Here is a 15,368-nt window from a genome sequence, read left to right as displayed (position 1 = left end):
AATTAGCCAAAGCGGGCGATATCATTGAAATTGAATGATATTTCGGAAATGGATGCTTATTTCTCGTTAGGCCGTAGCCTGGACGAGCGGATGCTCCTCGCCCAGGACGCGCTCCCCCGTTTCGAGCTCACCTCGCTGATCTACGACTTCACCCCGGTGAAGTTCTCGCATGATGGCGCGGTGGTGACGCCCTCCTTCCTCTCGATGCGCAATCTGCCGGCAGATATGGCCAAGGTCTGGTGCGAGGATGGTTTCTACCAGATCGACCCGGTGCAGCAGCTTGCGTTCCGGTCGCATCTGCCGTTCGCCTGGTCCTATCGCAGCGACGGCAAGACGCCGCTGAACCGGATCCTCGCGCCGGCGCACAAACCGGTGGTGGACTATGTCCACGACATGCGGATCACTTGCGGTGTCACGGTCCCGGTCCACATGCCGGACGGCGAGTGCGCCGTCGTGACGGGGGTCCGGCAGGATGCCGACGACGACTTCGAGGCGACCATCGGCGGCAATGTCGCGACCTTCGCGCTATTTGCCCATGTGCTGCACGAAAAGATCTATCCCCTGTTCGACGAGGAGGCGCTGCGGGCTCGACCCATCAGCCTCACGCCGCGCGAGCGCGAATGCGTCGCCTATGCGGCCCAGGGCCTGTCCGCGAAGGAGATATCGAAGCGTCTCGAACGCGCGGTGCCGACGGTGGTGATGCATCTGAATGCGGCAGCCCGAAAGCTTTCGGCGACCAATCGAGCGCAGCTCATCGCCCGGGCCGCACATTACCGACTGATTGGCACTTCGTGACGCGGAGCTCGAATGCACGGACTCCGTGATGGACAAGGCCTCAGCCGTGAGGGATGCCGCTGCACCGTGATGCCGCATTCCGCCTTCCTCGAGGAGGGGCGGCGCAACGAGATGGCGGCGGTACTGATCGCCGATCCGACCCCGTGCTGGCGGCTTTCAGTCGTGGTGTCGCAGCGCACGATGAACCTGGCGGTAGCGACGCCATCGCAGAAAGTTGCAGGCTTGCCAGCGTGGTCGTCCGGGCTTCGGCCGTTTGCGGAACGGCACGGGCGACGCCTTCGTGTATGCGGGCAAGTCGCCAGAGCCGCGCCTGCCCCGGGATGCCTGCGAACAGCCGATACGAGACGCCGCGGCTCCCGTCGCGGCAGGAGCGGACTGTTGTCTACTGAAACAGCCTTGCGAGGAAGAGCATGACGAAGACCAGAGTGGCCGTGGATGTCGGGGGCACCTTCACCGACATCTGCATCATGGACGAAGAGACAGGCGCGATCCGGATCGAGAAGACCGCGTCGACGCCGCAAGATCCCATGCAGGCGATCATGAACGGCGTCGAGCAGGGCAGGATCGATCTCGCCGAGGTCACGATGTTCTCCCACGGCACGACGGTTGCCACCAACGCGCTGATCACGCGGCGCCTGCCGCGCGCAGCCATGGTCTGCACCGAGGGGTTCCGCGACGTGGTGGAGATCCGCCGCGCCAACAAGGAGGACCTCTGGGACACCTACAAGGATGTCGCCAAGCCCTACATTCCGCGCCGCGATCGACTGACGGTGCGCGAGCGCGTGGACGCCAACGGCGCGATACTCGAGGCGCTCGACGAGGAGGACGCACGGCGCGTCGCCGAAGTCCTGAAGAAGCGCGAGGTGAAGTCGATCGCCGTCTGCTTCATGAACTCCTACGTCAACGGCGCCAACGAGCGGCGCATGCGCGAGATCCTGGCGGAGGTCATGCCCGACGTGCCGGTATCTGTGTCGTCCGAAGTGATGCCGGAAATCTTCGAGCACGAGCGGTTTTCGACGACGATGGCCAACGCGGTCTGCGCGCCGGTCGTGGTCGACTACGTTTCCCGGCTGGGGGAAAAACTGGCGGAGGCCGGTTACGGGCGTGACCTCCTGCTGCTGCACTCGGGCGGCGGCGTGATGACGCCCGCCAGCGTCAGGGATTTCTCGGCCCGCCTTGCCGGTTCGGGGATCGCGGCGGGCGCGATCGCGAGCCGCTTCATCGGCAATTTGTGCGGCTTTCCCAATTCCATCGGCTTCGACATGGGTGGCACCTCGACCGACGTTTCGCTCGCCTGGGCAGGCGAGCCGCGCATCACCAAGGACTGGTACATCGAATATGGCTACCCGATCCGCTTCCCGTCGATCGAGGTGCTGACGATCGGCGCCGGCGGCGGCTCGCTCGCCTGGCAGGACGAGGGCGGCAGCTTGCGCAACGGCCCGCAGTCGGCCGGCGCGCATCCGGGGCCGGCCTGCTACAAGAACGGCAACGGGACCGCGACCAACACCGACGCAAATGTCGTGCTGGGGCGCCTCGGCACGAGCCTTGCCGGCGGCAAGATCACACTGGATCCTTCGCTGGCGAAGCAAGCCGTGCAGGAGACCGTTGCCGACCCGTTCCAGATGGAACTGCACGAGGCAGCCGAAGCCATCATCGCGGTGGCCAATGCCAACATGGCCAACGCCGTGCGTCTCCTCTCGATCAGCCGCGGCTACGATCCCCGCGACTTCGCACTGGTCGCCTTCGGCGGCGCCGGCGCGCTGCACGGTGCGGCGGTGGCGAAGGAACTGGCGATCCCGACCGTGATCGTGCCGCCGAACCCCGGCGTGACCTCGGCGCTCGGGTGCCTGCTGGTCGATGTCCAGCACGACTTCTCCGACAGCTTCATGGCGGATGCGTCGAGCGTCGCGCCGGCCGACATGGAGTCCGCGTTCGGCCGCATGGAGGCGCAGGCCATCGAACGCCTGACGCACGAGGGTGTCGAGCCGGCCGACATGGCGCTGCAGCGCAGCGTCGAGATGATGTACCAGGGCCAGTGGCGCGCCCTATCGGTTTCTGCGCCGGCCAGGATCGAGAGTGTTTCGGCGTTGGTCGACGCTTTCCATTCCGAGCACGAGCGCGAGTTCAACTTCCGCCGCGAGGATGCGCCGGTGACCATCTTCCGCGTCGCGGTCAAGGCCGTCGGCATCGTGCCCAAGGCCGATCTGCCGAAGCACGAGGTGAGGGCGCACGTGGCGGAGCCTGTCGGTCGCCGCGAGGTCTGGTTCGATGGCATGGCGCACGATGCGGCGCTTTATCAGCGCGACGACCTGAAAGCGGGCGCTGCCTTCGATGGCCCGGCCATCGTCGAGCAGTTCGATTCCACCACCGTGGTGCCGCCCGGGACGACCGCATCGGTCGACGCCTTCATGAACATCCTCATTACCATGACGAAAGGCTGAGCCCATGGACATGGACACGAAGCCGGAGAACAGGCTCGATCCCGTGACCTTCGAGGTGCTGAAGAACTCCTTCATCACCACCGTCGACCAGATGGCCGAGCAGATGCTGCGCACCTGCTATTCCTTCGTCATCTACAACCGCGACTTCTCCAACGCGCTGCACGACGCCGAAGGCAACTCGGTCGCGCAGGGCAACTACGACATCGCCGTCCACGTCGGCACGCTCCACAACACCTGCAAGGAGGTCATCCGCCACTTCGAGGGCGACATGGCGCCGGGCGACGTCTACGCCATCAACGACCCTTATGCCGGCGGCACGCACTTCTCCGGCGTGCGCCTCGTCCGGCCGATCTTCGACGAGGACACGCTGATCGGCTTCTCGCAGTCGAACGGTCACTGGTCGGATCTCGGCGGCTCGGTGCCCGGTTCCTTCGACGTGACGGCGCGCGACATGTTCCGCGAAGGCATGCGCATCACGCCGGTGCGGCTCTTCCACAAGGGTCGCTTCTGCTCCGACGTCGCCAACCTGATTGCCGCGCAGACACGCGACCCGGCCTCGATCATCGGCGACATCCACAGCCAGGCGCAGGCGACACAGGTGGCCGAGCGCGAGATCCTGAGGCTCGTGCGCAAATACGGTCGCGACCAGGTCACGCGCGGCATGGAGGAAGTGCAGGACTATGTCGAGCGCGCGGTGCGCAAGCGCATCGCCGACCTGCCCGACGGCACCTGGGAGACGGTGGACTATATCGACCGCGACCCGGCCGGCGGCGAGGGCATGATCCCGATCCGCATCAAGATGACGATCAAGGGCGACGAGATCACCTACGATTTCACCGGCAGCCATCCGACGATCGGTTCGATGTACAATTCGGCCCACGGCGCCACCTTCTCGGCGGTCGTCGCAGGTACCAAGACGTTCTTCCCCGACCTGCCGCTGAACAGCGGCTTCTACCGGATGATCAAGGTGACGGCGCCCAAGGACAGCATCGTCAGCGCCGAATGGCCGGTGGCCGTCACCGGCTTCCTGATGCCGTTCGAGAAGATCATGAACGCGATCTTCGAGATGTGGTCGAAGATCATGCCGGAACGTGCCATCGCCTGCGCCTTCAACCTCGAATATCTGCTGGCCGGCGGACGCGACGCCCGCAAGCCGGAAAAGCCGATCTTCATGTTCTACGAGTGGCTGCCGGGCGGCTGGGGCGGGCGCAACGGCAAGGACGGCGCCGATGTCACCACCGCCTGCTTCGGCACCGGCCTGATGTCCCAGCCCAACGAGGGCAACGAGCGGGTCAACCCGACCCGCACCACCGAGTTCCAGATCAAGCAGGATTCGGCCGGGCCCGGCAAATGGCGTGGCGGCGTCGGGGTCCAGAAGACGTCACTCCTTCTGGAAGCCGAGGGTGCGGTCATGTCCTATATCTGCGACCGCGAGCGGGCCGTGGTCTGGGGCGTCGAGGGCGGCCTGCCGTCGATGCCGCACGGCCTGACGCTGACCCGCGCCGGGTCGAAGGAGCCGACCTGGCTTGGCTCGGTGTTCTCCGACCATCCGGTCTTCACCGGCGACGAGTTCGCACGACCGACAGCGGGCGGCGGCGGCTTCGGCGATCCTCTGGAGCGAGACCCGAAACGGGTCATGGAGGACGTGATCGACGACTATGTCTCGATCGACCGTGCGGCGAAGGATTACGGGGTCGTCATTCGCGAGATCGACCGGGACCTCTGCGCGTTCGAGGTCGATGAGGCGGCGACACAGGCGAAGCGAGCGGAAATTCGGGCTGCGCGAACGGAATGGGCTCGCAGCGATCCGGAGGAAGTGGCGCGCAAATACAAGACGGGCGAGATCGACGCTCTGGACGCCATCCGCCGCTATGCCACGATCCTCGACTGGGAGACGGGCGAAGTGCTGCCGAAGACCACCGAGCAGTTCCGCGAGAGCTTCGAGAAGCGAACGGTGGCGCACTGGACGTGACCGACTGCCGGTGCCGCGGCTGATACTGTCGCGGCGCCGGCCCGGCTATCACTTTTCTCGATATGATAATCGCGGAACTACTATTTCACAGACGGCTCGTCCTGGGCAAAGATGATGCTGCGGTGCCGCAAAGGTATGGCAGTTCAGAGGGTTTGATCGATGTCGCAGGGCACGGAACGGCAGTTTGCCGTCGCCGACTGCATAGACATGGCTTTGGCAGCACGTCGCCAGGGTGCGACCGTGCTGGCGGGCGGCACATGGGTCATGCGCGATCCGCTGCGGGGGCAGGGCCTGCCCGCATCCGTCGTTGTTCTCTCCGCCATCCCGGCGATGACGGAGATCGCGATCGAGGCCGACCGGATCACGATCGGCGTCTCCGCCACCCACGCCATGCTGGCGGATGCGCTGCGGAATCTTGCGGGCCTCGAGGGGCTCGTGGCCGCAGCCGAGGGCGCGGCCAATCCTGCTATCCGCCGCGTCGCCACCGTTGGCGGCAATCTCTGTACGGTGGATTTTCCGGCCGCCGATCTGGTGCCGGCTTTCCTTGCCTACGGTGCGATGGTCGAGCTTGCGACGCCGGAAGGCACGCTGCTCCTCAAGATGCCCGAGTTTCTCAAGGAGCGGCGGGACCTGCTGGGAAAGGCGTTGCTGACGCGCCTGCACCTGCGCCGCGACGTGGTGGCGAGCGCCCATGCGCGGCTGCCGCTGCGCAAGGCCGGCGATTATCCGGCGGCGATCGTCTCCATCGCAGTCGATCGCGAGGGGGCGATCCGCGTCGCGGTCGGCGCGGTCGAGACGCAAGCGCGACGCTGGACCTCGCTGGAAGCTGCGCTGATGGGGGAGCCCGAAGCGCTCGGCCTTCCTGACCACGCGGCGGACCTCGCCCGCGAGCACAAGGAATTCACCGGCCGCGACGGTGTCGAGGCGGAGGGCTGGTATCGCTGCCAGGTTCTGCCCGCACTCGTGCACCGCGCGACGGCCGCCCTGCCGAGGCTGGAGACCCGGGCATGAGTGTCACCTTCAGGCTGAACGGCCAGACCTGCCGCTTCCACGACGACCCGATGACGCCGCTGATCGACGTCCTTCGGCAGGAGTACTTCCTGACCGGCACCAAGGCGGTCTGCCGCGAAGGCTTCTGCGGCGCCTGCACCGTGCATGTCGACGGCGAACCGCAGATGGCCTGCCTGAAGCCGGTCGGCCTCATCGCCGGGTGCGACGTCACGACCATCGAAGGTCTCGGCAGCGGGCGTGAGCCGCTGCACCCGTTGCAGGCCGCCTTTGCCGACGCCGATGTCGTCCAGTGCGGCATGTGCTTTCCCGGCATGGTGATGAGCCTGTCTGCCTTCGTGCGCGACAATCCGGACGCCGACCGCCCGGCGATCAAGGCGGCCATGACCGGCAATATCTGCCGCTGTACCGGCTATGAGCGGATCATCGACGCGGTGGTCGATCTTCTGAAGGACCGGGCGGCACCGGCAGCGGAGCGCGCCCATGTCTGAGCTGCTGACGCCGGAAGCTGCGACCGTCATGAACCTGCCGCGTCGCGACGCGCAGGACAAATTGCGCGGGCGCACGAAATACACGATCGACCGGGCGCGGCCGGACATGCTCCATGCCGTGCTGCTGCGCTCGACCGTGCCCGCAGGAAGGATCGTCAAACTCGACGTCTCCGCCGTCTGGGACTGTCCCGGCGTGCGCGGCGTGGTCACGGGGCAGGATGCGCCCGGCCTCTACGGCATCGGCATTGCCGACCATCCGCTGCTCGCCATCGACACGATCCGCTACCATGGCGAGCCGATCGTCGCGGTCGCCGCCGAGACCGTGGAACTGGCTCGCGAGGCGCTGAAGGCGGTCGTCATCGAGATCGAGCCGGTCGCGGCCCTCACGACCATGGAAGAGGCGCTGGCACAGGGCGCTCGGCTAATCCACGAGGACTGGCGCAGTTATGACGTCCTGGCCGAGGGCGGGTCGGGCTCGGGCAACATCGCCTGGGAGGCGAAGTCGAGCCGCGGCGACGTGGAAGCCGCCTTCGCGCGTCCCGACGTGACCATCATCGAAAGCAGCATCGGTGTCGGACGCCAGAGCCATGTGCCGTTCGAACCGCGCGTGGCGATCGGTTCGTGGGAGGACGGACGCGCCCATATCCAGACCTCGACGCAGGTGCCCTGGACGGTGCGCAACGTCACCGGCCGCGTCATGCAGCTGCCGCCCGGCCATGTCCGGGTCACCGTTCCGCCGGTCGGCGGCGGCTTCGGGCTGAAGTTCGATGCCTCGATCGAGCCGATCACGGCCGTGCTCGCCAGGATGACCGGTCGCGGCGTGATCCTCGAGAACACCCGCCAGGAAGAAATGGCGACGTGCCTGTGCCGCGAGAACGCGGAGATCCGGATCCGCTCGGCGGTGACGGCCGAAGGCGAGATCGTCGGGCGCGAGGCAGTCGTGCTGATGGACTGCGGCGCCTATGGCGGCGAGCAGGTCTTCCTGACGACGATGACGTCTCACACGCTGGGCGGCAACTACCGCGTCGGCGCGATCGCGATCACCAGCCGTGCGGTCTATACGAACACGCCGCCGAATGGCGCGTTTCGGGCGTGCAATGGCGTCTACAACACGTTCGCGCTGGAGCGGCATACGGACGAGATCTGCGCGGCGATGGGCTTCGACCCGATCGCGTTCCGCAAGGAGAACGTGCTCGGCGACGCCGACCTCGGGCCGACGGGACAGGTCTTCGAGGGCGATGTTCTGGAGCCTATGCTCCACCGCATGGACGCGCTCCGCGAAAGGACCGGCACGCTCGAGCATCTCGCCGACGGCCGGCTTTACGGCCGCGCAACGACGGTCGGCACCTGGTTCGTCTTCGTCGGCCCCTCGACCGCGACGGTCAACCTCAATGCCGATGGCAGCGCGACGCTGGTGACGTCGGGTGTCGAGATCGGTTCGGGAACGATGGTGCAGGCGCTGCCGCAGATCGTTGCCGGCCAGCTCGGCCTCGACCCCGATCAGGTCATCGTGCGCGAGGCGGATACCGATGCCGCCGGCCTCGACGCCGGGGTCGGCGGCGGGCGCACGACGGTTTCCATCGGCGCGGCGAGCGTTGCCGCCTGCGACGACGTGCGCCAGAAGCTCCTGCGCACGGCCGGCGAGATGCTGCAGGCGAAGCCGGAAGACCTTGTCCTGTCCAAGGGACGCGTCGAGATCGCCGGGCGTCCGGGATCGGGCACGACGATCCCCGCCGTCGTCGCGCATGCGCAGGCGACGACCGGGCCGATCAGCGGCAGCGGTGCCTTCACGGCGAAGAACACCCCCGCCATGGCCGGCTGCGCCATGGGCCATTTCATCGACGCGCTCGATATCCCGGTCTTCGTCGTCCACGAGGCGGAAGTCGCGGTCGACCCGGACACGGGCATCATCGAGGTCCTGGCCTATCGCGTGGTGCAGGATGTCGGGCGGGCGCTCAACCCGCGCGCCATCTACAGCCAGATCCAGGGCGGCGTCGTGCAGGGCCTCGGCTATGCGCTGCACGAGGAGGTCACCATCACCGCCGATGGCCGAATCGCGCAGGACGGCTTCGAGACCTATCGCGTCCCGCTGGCCGGCGACGTCGTGCCGGTGGCGATCGATCTCTACGAAGGCGCGCCGTCGATCGGGCCGCTCGGCACCAAAGGGGCGGGCGAGGTGCCGATCCTGGCGGTGGGGGCAGCCATCGGCTGCGCCGTTTCCAACGCCATCGGCAAACCGGTCGACAGGCTGCCGCTCACCCCGCCGCGCGTGCTGCGGCTCCTGCACGACCGGGAGCCACGACCCGCTTTTCCGCACATCGCACCAGGCTGGACTCAGAACACGCCCAGCTGACGCCAGCGAAACCGAGCCACGAAGCGAAGACGATGGTCACACTGAACTGCGACATGGGCGAGAGCTATGGAAACTGGCGCTTCGGGGACGATGCCGGCATCATGCCGCATATCGACTGCGCCAACGTCGCCTGCGGCTTCCATGCCTCCGATCCCTGGACGATGCTGAAGACGGTGCGGCTGGCCAAGTCCCACGGCAAGGCCGTCGGCGCGCATCCCGGCCTGCCCGATCGAGAAGGGTTCGGCCGGCGCGAGATGAGACTGCAGCCTGAGGAACTGACGGCTGCCTTCCTCTACCAGATCGGCGCGCTTTGCGGCATCCTCGGCGCCGAGGGCGTCGCGCTTTCCCATGTGAAGCCGCACGGCATCATCTACGGCATGGCCGCGCGCGACATGGATACGGCCCGCGCCATCGCCGCGGCCGTCAAACCCTTCGGCGTGCCGGTCTTCGGCCTGGCGGGCACCTGCCATGAGACGGCTGCGAGCGAGCTTGGCGTGCCGTTCCTGGGCGAATTCTTCCCCGATCTCACCTATGCGCCGGATGGCAGCCTGATCATCCCGCGTCAGCAATCGGCGATCGATCTCGATGCGATCGAGCAACGCATGACCCGCGCGCTGACGGAGGGCGAACTGGTCGCGACCGACGGCAGCGTGCGCAAGGTCGAGTTCCAGACCGTCTGCATCCACTCCGATCCGCCGAACGCCCGCGACGTCGCCGAGCGGGTGCGCCGGGTCATCGATACGGCGCCGGGCGCCGGGACTGCCCGGCCATGATCATGCTCACCCACGGCATCGAGGAAAGCCTCGAAGTCCACCATTCGCTCCAGCATCTGAAGGCTGCCATGGACACGCTCTCGAACTCGCTCGCGGCGGCAGACATTGCCCACACGCTGCACCCCAACACCAACCTGCGTCTGCACGAGAAGAACGGCCCGCTGGTGATTGCGCGGGGCGATGGCATCCACGTCTATGACGACCGCGGCAAGGAATATATCGAGGGTCTGGCTGGGCTGTGGTCGGTCGGCGTCGGCTTCTCCGAGAAGCGGCTGGCGGACGTTGCCTACAAGCAGATGCTGAAGCTGCCTTATTACCACACCTTCTCGTCCAAGGGTCATGAGCCGTCGATCCGGCTGGCCGAGAAACTGGCGGAAATGACACCCGAGCCGCTGACACGCGCCTTCTTCACGTCGTCGGGCTCGGAAGCCAACGACACGATCGTGAAGATGGTCTGGTACATGAACAACGCGCTCGGCCGGCCGAAGAAGAAGAAGTTCCTGTCACGCATCAAGGGCTATCACGGCATCACGATCGCAGCCGGCAGCCTCACCGGACTACCGGTGAACCACAAGGATTTCGACCTGCCGGCGATCCCGGTGCACCACCTGACCTGCCCGCATTTCTATCGGTTCGGTACCGAAGGCGAGAGCGAGGCGGACTTCACGGCTCGCCTGCTGGCAGAGCTGGAAGCGGTGATCCTGTCCGAAGGGGCCGATACGATCGCTGCCCTCATCGGCGAGCCGCTGATCGCAGCCGGCGGTGTCCTGCCACCGCCGGTCGGCTACTGGGAAGGCGTAGAGCGGATCTGCCGCGCCAACGACATCCTGCTCGTCGCCGACGAGGTCATCTGCGGCTTCGGGCGCCTCGGCACGCCGTTCGGCTGCCAGAAATACGGCTTCACGCCCGATATCATGACGCTGTCGAAGCAGATCACCTCGTCCTACATGCCGCTGGCGGCCATCATGCTGTCCGAACCGATCTACCAGGTGATCGCCGACAATTCCGAGAAGCTCGGCATCTTCGGCCATGGCTTCACGGCCAGCGGGCACCCGGTGGCGACGGCGGTGGCGCTGGAAAACCTCGCGATCATGGAAGAGCGCGACCTGTTCGGCAATGCGGCGCGCCTGGAAGGCGTCTTCCAGGCCGGCCTGCGCTCCTTCGCGGATCATCCGCTGGTCGGCGAAGCGCGCGGCACCGGCCTGATCGGCGCGGTCGAGCTCGTCGCCGACAAGCCCACCCGGCGTCCCTTCGCCAAGGTCGGCCGCGCCGGCCAGATCGCGTCCGCCATCGGCCACGAGGAAGGCCTGATCTTCCGCGCCATCGGCGACCAGCTGGCGCTCTGCCCACCGATGATCATCACCGAGGACGAGGTCGGCGAGCTCATGGCGCGTATGGACCGCACGCTGGAGCGGCTGACGGGAGCGGTTGCTGCCGAAGGTCTGGAATGAGCCGGGCAACCGCAGAACCCGTCGTCCATATCGATGACGACCGGTTCAAGGTGACCGAATGGCGCTTCGCGCCAGGCGCCGAAACCGGCTGGCACATTCACGGCCACGACTATGTCATCGTGCCGCTGACCGACGGTACGCTGGGCCTGGAAGGGCCGGGCGGCGCGTCGCAGCAGGCGAGGCTCACCCAGGGCGTGCCCTATTCGCGGCGCACCGGCGTGGCCCACAACGTCATCAATGACGGCGAGACGCCGCTGGCCTTCCTCGAGGTCGAGGTGGTCGACAGCGATCTTTCGGCACGACGACTGGCCGTTCTCGACCGCTTCATGGGCGCGTGGAACGCGCGCGACGTCGAAGGGCTCATGGCCTGCATGGCGCAGGACTGCGCCTTCAACGCGTCGGCCGGCCCGGGCGCGGAAGGCAAGAGGCATGTCGGCCGCGAGGCGGTGCGCGCCGCCTACGCAGGCCTGTTCGATGCCTTTCCCGAAGCCGCGTGGACCAACGGCCGCCACGCGATCATGGGCGACACCGGCCTGTCGTCCTGGCGCTTCGTCGGCACGAGCACGGGCGGCCAGAAAGTCGATGTCGACGGCTGCGACGTCTTCGCGTTCTCCGGCGACCTGATCGCGCTGAAGGACTCCTACCGCAAGGCGCGGGGATAGGTTCAGGTCCTGGAGATCGGTTGGGAACGGCTGAGGTCGGGCTTTCTACTGGAGCGGGGTTGTGGGGGACCGTCCTCCGGAATTCGCATCTGACCGGTATAGAACGAAGAAACCCGGCCGCCTTGCAGCGACCGGGTCATTGCTGTTCCGGCACCGGACAGGCCGGTGCCGATCCTTGGCCTACTTGACGATGGCTTCCATCGGAACCGGCTCGGAAAGCTGCCACTCGCCGACCACGCCTGGCACACCCTTGTCGACATTGACCACGAGGTAGCGTGCCTGGTTCTGGTGATGCAGTTCGGAAGTGAAGGTGCGGGGCCCGAAGAGCGTCGGCTCGTCGGTCATCTTCTCGAGTTCCGCCACGACCGCCTCGGCTTCCGTCGTGCCGGCGCGCTCGACCGCCTTCGCCCAGACATCGACGGCGACATAGCCCGGATAGACGTACTGGCTCGAAGGATCCGAACCGGTCTTGGCCTTGTAGGCCTCGTTGAACTTCTTCACCTCGGGGTTCGGATCATCGCCGTAGATCGAACCCTGAACCGGGATGTAGAACTCGGAAAGATCGGGGACGGCCGCGAGCCAGTAGCTGCCGTCCATGCCCGAGCCGTTGAGGATCATGGAATTGATGCCGGCCGCGCGGATCTGCCTCACCGCCGATACGCCGCCCGGCATCATCGTGCAGAGCATGATGGCGTCCGGCTCCTCCGGGAGAGCCTTGATGCGGGTGATCTGGGCAGCGATGGAGGCGTCCTCGTTCTTGAACGTGTCTTCGCCGACCAACGTGGCGCCCTGCTCCTCGAGCTTCGGCATCATCCAGTCGAAGCCGTCGCAGATTCCCTTGTTGTAGACGGTCCAGGTGTCGAGCAGCTTGTAGAAGGTTTGTGCCCCCTTCTCCTTGAACGCCCATTCCGACATCGCGGCACCCTGGACAGGTGCCAGCACCGAGCCCGAGAAGCTCAGCGAGCCGACGCCCTGGATGCCGGCCATGACGGATTCCGCGCAGGAAAAGAACGACACGACGCCCGCATCCTGGGCGGCGAGCGCTGCCGGCGCGCCGAAGTCGTAATCGCAGGACACGACGACGAGGTCGGCGCCCTGGTCGAGCACCGTCAGGCCCGCCTTGGCGCCTTCGGTCCGATCCGACTTGGTGTCGGCACGCACCACCTGGATCTGCTTGCCCAGCAGGCCGCCGGCAGCATTGATCTCGTCGATGCGGATCAGCGCGGCCTCGTCGGCCGGCTTGTCGTACGCTTCCATCGCGCCCGACTGGGCCGTGGCGAAACCGATCGTCACCGTCTCGTCGTCGGCAAGCGCCGGGAGCGTCATGCTGACCGAGGCCAGGGCCGTCGCAAGTAGTCTCACCTTGTAGGACATGCACGTCTCCTTTGTTCGACCGTCGGCTTCCGGCCGGCGATCATTTGCTGCGTTTGCTACGGGTTAAGGTGACCTCGCGATTGCCCAAAAGGCCGGATGGGCGCAGCGCGAGGATCACGATCATGATGATGCCCAGGGCGATCTCCTGCACGCCCCTGGGCAGCGCGAACGTCGTGTCGGCGATCGAGACACCGTTTTCCATCCAGCGCAGGAGCTGGATCAGCCCCGAAAGCAGGACGACGCCGATGACCGCACCGGACAGGCTGCTCATGCCACCGACGACCAGCATGGAGAGCGTGATGAAGGTGAGGCCGAGGTAGAAGGCATCGGGGGTCACGACGCCGACCGAATGAGCGGCAAGCGCGCCACCAAGGCCCATGACGGCGCCCGACACGACAAAGGCGACGAGGCGCTCCTTCGGGATGTCGACGCCGGATGCGGCCGCGGCCGTCGGCTCGTCCCGGGAGGCGCGCAGCGCAAGGCCCGAGCGCGAGATCGCATGCGCCCAGGCGATGAAGACCGCCACCACGGCGCCGATCAGATAGGGCCAGATCGTGCGGATGATCGGGATGCCGACGACGGACGAGGTGCCGCCGGTCACGCTGTCCCAGTTGGCGTAGATCGTATTGATCATGGCCAGCACCGCGAAAGTGGCAATCGAGGCGGCGATGCCCGACAGCCGCATCAGGACGCGACCCAGGATCAGCGCGGCTACGCCGGCAAACAGGGACGCGATCACCGCCGACTGCCAGTAGGGCAGGCGCATGTCGAGGACGAACTGCGGCAAGCCCGGGAGGGCACTGGCCTTCATCATCGGGTTGATGGTCATCCAGGCGGCGGCATAGGCGCCGAGGCAGGTGAAGCCGATGTGGCCGAAGCTCAGGATCCCGGAATTGCCGATGAAGATGTAGAGACCGACGACCAGCGTGACGCGCACGAACAGGTCGATCACGGTCTGGTTGAAGGGCCGCGAGCCGGTCACATGGGTCACGACGGCGATCGCGATCAGCAGCAGCGCCAAGAGGATCGGCGTCATGATCGTCTTGCTGGCGAGCGCGAAGCGGGCTGGCTTGTGCTCGGCGACGGCAGCCGGGGAAACCGCTTCGGCGGTCGTGGAGGGGGCGGCAGCGGTCATGATCGATCAGATCCTTTCCTTGGTGCCGCGGGCAGAAATCAGCCCCTGCGGACGGAACAGAAGGATGAGGATGACGGCGCCGTAGACGAAGGCGTCGCGGAAGGCGCGTGCGTCGATGGGCAGGACGACCTGCATGACGACCGATGCCGCGCCCAGCAGGAAGCCGGCAAGCACGGCGCCGGGCAGGCTGCCGAGGCCGCCGATCACGGTGGCGATGAAGGCCATCAGCATGACGGAAGCCCCCATCTGGATGTCGAGCGTGCCGGTCTGGCTGCCGAAGATCAGCGCGATGGCGCCGGCGAGCGCACCCGATATGGCGAAGGCCCCCATGATCACGTTGTTGGCCCGCACCCCCAGCATGCGGGCCATCGAAAAGTTCTCCGCCGCGGCGCGCATCTCCAGGCCAAACCGGGTCCGGCGCAGGAACAGGGTCAGCGCCAGGAGGATCAGCATCGTGGCGACGATGGTGATGAGCTGCAGGAGAGGGAGCCGCGCGCCGAAGATCTCGATCGGCTGGCCGAGTCCCGGCAGGAGCGAGATCGACTTCGGCCGGCTCGTGAAGAGCATCAGCAGGACGTAGCGGATGACGAAGCCGAGGGCGAAGGAGGCGATCATCATCGTCGCCGGATTGGCATGGCGGAAGCGGCGATAGACGACGATCTCGCACAGAACCGAAAGAGCCGCGCCGACGATCAGGACGAAGGGCACGAGCAGGTACCAGGGCAGGAGCCCTGCGAAGACGATCGCCAGCGCGTCGGTGGAGGGCCAAAGCAGCGCGAAGACCGAGAAGGCGATGACGTCGCCATGGGCGAAGTTGACCAGCCGCATCACGCCGAAGATCAGCGCGATGCCGAGTGCGCCGAGGGCGTAGAGCGAGCCGAGCGAGAGCGCGTCGAACAGGATCTGCAGCATC

12 protein-coding genes are annotated in these 15,368 nt (G+C 66.5%); 9 read left to right on the top strand and 3 right to left on the bottom strand.

The genetic code is table 11. The annotated features are described in order from the left end of the window. Window positions 1-90 precede the first annotated feature (90 nt). The 9 genes from GGR03_RS05800 to GGR03_RS24570 all read left to right on the top strand — a co-directional run bounded on the left by GGR03_RS05800 (window position 91) and on the right by GGR03_RS24570 (window position 11,946). Window positions 91-795, top strand: a complete 705-nt coding sequence (locus GGR03_RS05800; RefSeq protein ID WP_183206604.1) for a LuxR family transcriptional regulator — start codon at window positions 91-93, stop codon at window positions 793-795. A gap of 410 nt (window positions 796-1,205) precedes the next feature. Continuing rightward, complete coding sequence (locus tag GGR03_RS05795) at window positions 1,206-3,236, top strand: hydantoinase/oxoprolinase family protein (protein ID WP_183206603.1); 2,031 nt, start codon at window positions 1,206-1,208, stop codon at window positions 3,234-3,236. 4 nt (window positions 3,237-3,240) lie between these two features. Further along, the gene (locus tag GGR03_RS05790) at window positions 3,241-5,208 is read left to right on the top strand and encodes a hydantoinase B/oxoprolinase family protein (RefSeq protein ID WP_246367597.1); all 1,968 of its coding nucleotides are present in this window, start codon (window positions 3,241-3,243) and stop codon (window positions 5,206-5,208) included. A 159-nt stretch (window positions 5,209-5,367) separates the two neighbouring features. Next, window positions 5,368-6,219 carry an FAD binding domain-containing protein gene (locus tag GGR03_RS05785; RefSeq protein ID WP_183206602.1) on the top strand — a complete coding sequence of 284 codons (852 nt, stop codon included), beginning with the start codon at window positions 5,368-5,370 and terminating at the stop codon, window positions 6,217-6,219. Next, the gene (locus GGR03_RS05780; protein ID WP_183206601.1) at window positions 6,216-6,707 is read left to right on the top strand and encodes a (2Fe-2S)-binding protein; all 492 of its coding nucleotides are present in this window, start codon (window positions 6,216-6,218) and stop codon (window positions 6,705-6,707) included. The genes GGR03_RS05785 and GGR03_RS05780 overlap by 4 nt, the downstream gene beginning before the upstream one ends. Further along, the gene (locus GGR03_RS05775; protein WP_183206600.1) at window positions 6,700-9,060 is read left to right on the top strand and encodes a xanthine dehydrogenase family protein molybdopterin-binding subunit; all 2,361 of its coding nucleotides are present in this window, start codon (window positions 6,700-6,702) and stop codon (window positions 9,058-9,060) included. The genes GGR03_RS05780 and GGR03_RS05775 overlap by 8 nt, the downstream gene beginning before the upstream one ends. A 32-nt stretch (window positions 9,061-9,092) precedes the next feature. After that, window positions 9,093-9,833: a LamB/YcsF family protein gene (locus GGR03_RS05770; RefSeq protein ID WP_183206599.1), complete on the top strand. Its 741-nt coding sequence runs from the start codon at window positions 9,093-9,095 to the stop codon at window positions 9,831-9,833. 68 nt (window positions 9,834-9,901) lie between these two features. Continuing rightward, the gene (locus GGR03_RS05765; protein ID WP_183207047.1) at window positions 9,902-11,284 is read left to right on the top strand and encodes an aspartate aminotransferase family protein; all 1,383 of its coding nucleotides are present in this window, start codon (window positions 9,902-9,904) and stop codon (window positions 11,282-11,284) included. Further along, window positions 11,281-11,946, top strand: coding sequence for a nuclear transport factor 2 family protein (locus GGR03_RS24570; RefSeq protein ID WP_183206598.1), 666 nt, complete (start codon window positions 11,281-11,283; stop codon window positions 11,944-11,946). Before GGR03_RS05765 ends, GGR03_RS24570 begins: the two co-directional genes overlap by 4 nt. A 180-nt stretch (window positions 11,947-12,126) precedes the next feature. On the opposite strand, the gene GGR03_RS05755 is transcribed toward GGR03_RS24570, so the two are convergent. From GGR03_RS05755 to GGR03_RS05745, 3 genes are read right to left on the bottom strand one after another with little or no spacing between them, the layout of a single operon-like run. Next, window positions 12,127-13,320, bottom strand: coding sequence for an ABC transporter substrate-binding protein (locus tag GGR03_RS05755; protein ID WP_183206597.1), 1,194 nt, complete (start codon window positions 13,318-13,320; stop codon window positions 12,127-12,129). A gap of 40 nt (window positions 13,321-13,360) precedes the next feature. Then, window positions 13,361-14,455 carry a branched-chain amino acid ABC transporter permease gene (locus tag GGR03_RS05750; RefSeq protein WP_183206596.1) on the bottom strand — a complete coding sequence of 365 codons (1,095 nt, stop codon included), beginning with the start codon at window positions 14,453-14,455 and terminating at the stop codon, window positions 13,361-13,363. Between the two features lie 6 nt (window positions 14,456-14,461). Next, entirely contained in the window at window positions 14,462-15,367 is a 906-nt protein-coding gene (locus GGR03_RS05745) for a branched-chain amino acid ABC transporter permease (RefSeq protein ID WP_183206595.1), read from the bottom strand. Window position 15,368 lies beyond the last annotated feature (1 nt).

Source organism: Aurantimonas endophytica, from assembly GCF_014196845.1.
Taxonomy (GTDB): Bacteria; Pseudomonadota; Alphaproteobacteria; order Rhizobiales; family Rhizobiaceae; genus Aurantimonas; species Aurantimonas endophytica.
This window is presented reverse-complemented; position numbering and strand designations above follow the sequence as displayed.